Annotated in this window: 4 protein-coding genes; 2 read left to right on the forward strand and 2 right to left on the reverse strand. The window is 62.8% G+C overall.

All coding sequences use genetic code 11. The features are described 5' to 3' along the window. Positions 1 to 188 precede the first annotated feature (188 nt). Positions 189 to 1,211, reverse strand: coding sequence for an LLM class oxidoreductase (locus GV819_RS32405; protein WP_161760095.1), 1,023 nt, complete (start codon positions 1,209 to 1,211; stop codon positions 189 to 191). Continuing rightward, positions 1,208 to 2,605 (reverse strand): MFS transporter, encoded by a 1,398-nt coding sequence (locus GV819_RS32410; RefSeq protein WP_161760096.1) that lies wholly within the window; start codon positions 2,603 to 2,605, stop codon positions 1,208 to 1,210. The genes GV819_RS32405 and GV819_RS32410 overlap by 4 nt, the downstream gene beginning before the upstream one ends. A gap of 129 nt (positions 2,606 to 2,734) precedes the next feature. Between GV819_RS32410 and GV819_RS32415 the strand changes: the two genes are divergently transcribed. Together GV819_RS32415 and GV819_RS32420 are read left to right on the forward strand one after the other, a co-directional pair. Then, on the forward strand, positions 2,735 to 3,658 hold the full coding sequence (locus GV819_RS32415; protein ID WP_161760097.1) for a LysR substrate-binding domain-containing protein: 924 nt from the start codon (positions 2,735 to 2,737) through the stop codon (positions 3,656 to 3,658). 387 nt (positions 3,659 to 4,045) lie between these two features. Then, on the forward strand, positions 4,046 to 4,712 hold a 667-nt coding region (locus GV819_RS32420), incomplete at its 3' end, for a T6SS effector phospholipase Tle3 domain-containing protein (protein ID WP_434738453.1).

Raw genomic sequence — 4,712 nt, forward strand, 5'->3', positions numbered from 1 at the left:
GGGCGTGGGTGGAGTACATGTCCGCTCTGTTTTTCAGGCTGTGCATGGCCAGAAAAACGCCTGCGCGTCTTTAATCCAGCCAGCGGCGCCCCACCATAAGTGCCGTCGGAGGTTCTCTGCTGATCAGACAGTTCCAGCCAGCAACAGCGTGCGAGGAACCCTTGTCAGCGGCGTCAGGCCGGTTCTCCTCACCATCGCAGTTGCAGAGAAGGCCCTCCATGGGTAGGAAAATGCCCCAGCACCTCTGCCGCCAGTTCCGCGATGACTTCCGCCACGGGCCGCTGGGAGAACTGGATGCCCAGGGCCGCATGGTTGACGCCAGCCTCTCGCCATTGTTCCAGCAGGTCGATCAGGCCCTTGCGCCCGGTGCGTAGCACGTAGCCACCTTGCACTGGTGTGGGGGGATGGTCGGGGTCATCCACCAGGTCGAGCCACTCATTGGTCATGTGAGGACGAAAGCCTGCGTCGGGGATCAGTTGGCGCCAGGCCCGGAGCTTTTCTGCCAGGCGTCGCGGGCCTTCGCGGGTGTGGGTCGGGCCGGGATAGGTCAGCCAGCCGTCCGCCTGTTCACCGATCCAGTTCAGGGACTGGCCGCTGGCACCGGTCACCATCAGCGGAATCGCCCCTGACACGGGCTTGGGTAGCAGGTCGGCGTCGACAATGCGCCCCAGGGGCGATTGGATAGCGGGGGTCTTGCTCTGTATCAGTTGGCGAAAGTACTTCACGGCCTGGGCGAAGCGCTCCCCCCGTTCGCCGATTTCCAGGCCGTAGGCCGGAAACTCCATAGGCCGGTCGCCAGAGGCGATACCCAGGATCAGCCGCCCACCCGAGAGCTGGTCCAGGCTGGTGGCTGCCTTGGCCAGGTCGATCGGATGACGCAGGGAGAAAATCGTGCTGCCGGTGGCCAGGGCAATGTGCTGGGTCTGGGCCGCGAGAAATGCCAGGTAAGTGAAAGGCTCGAACACCTGGCCGGCATCGCCAAACTCGGGGTCGAACAGTGGGATGTCCCGCACCCAGACCGCTGCAAATCCAAGGCGCTCGATCTCCTTTATGTGCTCCGCCTGACCGGTTAGAACGGCCATGTCTCCCTCATAGAAACGCAGCGGCAGAAATAGGCCCAGGGTCAGTTCGCCGGGAGCGAACATGCGCCGGTAGCCCGGGTGGCTGGCGAAGGCCGGCGCCGAGGCGCCACGCAGATCAAAGGCGCTCATCCTGCCATCTCCAGTGCGCTGGTCTTGCCCGGCAGGATCAACGCCGCGCACAGTGCGCCGAGCGCTACCAAGCAGGCGGAAACCAGAATCGCCGCGCTGAAACCCTGTACTGCACTGCCACCACCGGCCAGCACGGCGATGCTCACTGCAACCCCCAACGCCAGACCGACCGCGGAGCCGACTTCCTGGGTGGTGGTGAGCATGCCTCCGGCCAAACCATGGTCGGCAGCGGCGACCTGCTCGATGCCGGCGACGGTCCAGGCCGGAAACGCAATGCCGTAGCCGATCCCCGCCAGCAGCGTGCCGGGCAGCAGCGAGGAGGCCCAGGATGCATCCACCTGCAGCGATACTCCCAGCAGCGACAGCCCGCTAATGAACAGCAGCATGCCGCCGAGAATCACTGGTTTGGTGCCCAGCCTGGCGATCAGCGCGGGGCCGGCCCAGGCACTGCACAGGGTGAAGGCGATTGCCATCGGCAGCAGTCCCAAGCCTGCCTGGGTGGCGCTGAAATCGAGGATTTCCTGCATATACAAGGCCGCCACGACAAAGGTCGGCCCCAGGGCGGTATTGGCCAGCAGTGAGACCAGATTGGCGCCGCCGGTCATGGGGTGCGAAAAAACCGCAATCGGCATCAAGGGGGCCGCGACCTGCTTTTCCACCCAGACGAATGCTGCAAGCAGGACCATGGCCATGGCGATCAAGCCGTAGGTCGTGGGCGAGGCGAGGCCGACGTGCTCACTGTTGGCAAAGGCGAAGACCAGGGTCGCGGCACCGGCGGCCACCAGCATCGCGCCGCCGATATCCAAGCGTGGGGTTTCGGTGGTGGTATCCCGTTGGCCGACCGGCAGGTGGGTAGCGAGGGCAATCACCAGCATGCCGACCGGCACGTTGATCCACAGTACCCAGCGCCAACCCAGCAGGTCGGTGATCAGGCCGCCGAGAATCAGACCGCCGACAAAACCACTGGCGGCCACCGCCGTCCAGGCGCCGAGGGCCCGGTTACGCCGGGCCTGATCGGGAAACAGCGCCAGCAGCAGGGAAAACGCCGCCGGTGAAAAAAGCGCTGCGCCAAATCCCTGCATGGCACGGGTGCTGATCAGCATCGCCGGGCTTTGCGAGAAACCGCCGAGTAAGGAGCCGAGGGTAAAGATCGCCAGGCCGAGCAGAAAGACCCGGCGACGTCCGAACAGATCGGCGGCGCGGCCACCCAGCAACAGAAAACCGGCAATGGCTACACCGTAGGCGTTGATCACCCACTGCAAGGCGCCGGGAGTGAAGCCCAGGCTCTGCTGAATCTGCGGTAAGGGGATCATGGTGATGGAGAAGTCGAGCAAGGCCACGAACTGGGTCGTGCAGAGCAATATGAGGCAGAGCCGCCAGCGGGGGGAGGTCATACGGATATCCTGGTCGATGGACAGAGGCTGAATGTATTTAGTATTGCTAAACTTTTTGTATCATCGCTTCCAACTTATAGAAGACAAAACGATGATTTATCGTTGGTAAATTTAGGAAAACTAAACTCAATGATCCGATCACTACCACTGCTGGCGCTGCGCACCTTCGTCGAGGTGGGGCAGCGGGGTAGCATCAAGTCCGCCGCGCAAGCGTTGAGCGTTACCTCCGGCGCTGTCAGCCAGCAGATCCGGTTGCTGGAGGACCGCATCGGTCTGGCACTGTTCACCCGGCACAGGAGCGGCTTACGCCTGACCGAAGCCGGGGCCAGGGTGCATCCGTTGTTGCTCCAGGCTTTCGAGCAGATGCAGGTGGCGCTGCAGACCCTGGAGGTGATCAAGGCACGGCAGACCCTGACGGTGAGTACCGTGGCGACCTTTGCGGCTTCCTGGCTGGTGCCGCGCCTGGGCCGTTTCAATCAGCGCCATCCGGATATCGAGGTGCGGGTGGAAGCCACTTCCGCGGTGGTGGACATGCGGCGGGATCATGTGGATGTGGCCCTGCGCCACGGGCTCGGGGACTATCCCGGTCTGCACGTCATGCCCTTGATGGCCCCGGTTCTGGTGCCGGTGGCCAGCCCTGACTGGTTGGCTAAGGGGATTGAACTGCGGGAGCCCGAGGATTGCCTCTGCTATCCGCTGCTGCACGATAGCGACCGTGCGGATTGGTCGCTGTGGCTCGCGGCCCACGGTGTGGCACAGGACCCCCGTGCCGAACGGGGGACAGCGTTTGAAGACGATTTCCTGTTGATTCGTGCCGCCGAAGCCGGCCAGGGGCTAGCTTTGGTGCCTTTGCAGTATGCCCAGGAGGAAATTGCCGCCGGCCGGCTGGTGCAGGTGCTGGACAAACCCTGGCCGGCGCGCTTCGCCTATTACGTGGTGACACAACCACAGGCCCTGCAGCGCGACACGGTCAGGGCGTTTGTGGAATGGGTCATGGAGGAAGCGCAGGGGGGCGTTGATAGCGGGCTGTATCCGGTTGGCGAGCGGGAGTAACAGCGGTCTTCTCCCGGCAAATGTTTGGTGCGGGATCACTGTGCTTAGGCACGGAAAAACGTTGTAGGCCAGCACGGCCGAAGCAAACCCCGGCAAGACCCTTTCGCTGGGCACATTTTCTTGCCTCGGGCGGCACCTGTGACAGTGGGCCGCGCTGCGCTCAGAACGCTTTTGAGACAGTTCCTAGATTTATTCCCTGGTGCTTTTGTTATGGTCTGACGCCGGTTTTTTTTGCGCCGCATCAGTAGAAGGTCAGGTCTGGCACCCGTGTTGTCAGGCCAAACCATTCAGCCCTGCTGCGCAAGCCTCGTCCCTGAATGGATTGGACGTGACCCGGCTGGACGACGTGAAAGGTTGTCTTTCAGGTCATCAAGGAGCAAATGCACAATGAATGACGCCGTTCGGATGAGGACCATTTGCACAGGCCAGGCAATCACCATGCCGGGCGGTGGTGACGTGCACCTGATCGCGACCCCGCCCAAGCCCTGCGTGACCATCGTCGTGCATGGGGTCAACGACCTGGCCGGTTGCTACGAGCGCATCGAGCGCGGCTTGTGTCAGGGCCTGAATGAACGCCTGGACATGCCCTCGGTGCTGCCCAACGGGGTGAGCAGCCCAGGTTTTCTCCGGCCGGCCAGCTACAGCCTGCCTGAGGACGACGATGGCAAGGCGACCAACCCGGATGCGGTGTATTACCGGCGCAAGTTCAGTGCCGCGGCCAATGGCGCGGACACGCGAAGCGTGGTGATTCCGTTCTATTGGGGGTTTCGCGAAGAAGAGGAGGCAATCAACAAGACCGAGCCCCACGGTGAATGGCTGGACCGCAACAACAACCGCCTGGACAAGGCCGGCACCCTGGAGGGTGGGCATTTCGTCAATGCCACCACCAACCTTCCCGATATGTGGGGCAAGGGTTTCAACGGCAAGCTGTTTGGATTCATTTCCCTGGACTTCTTTGCCGGTGAGCTGACCCACCCGTTGTTTTCCGCACCCGGCCGGCGCTACATGGTGCTGGCCGCCATGCGTCTGGCGATGTTGATCAGGATCATCCGCA

It is taken from the genome of Pseudomonas sp. Fl5BN2, from assembly GCF_009908205.1.
GTDB lineage: Bacteria > Pseudomonadota > Gammaproteobacteria > Pseudomonadales > Pseudomonadaceae > Aquipseudomonas.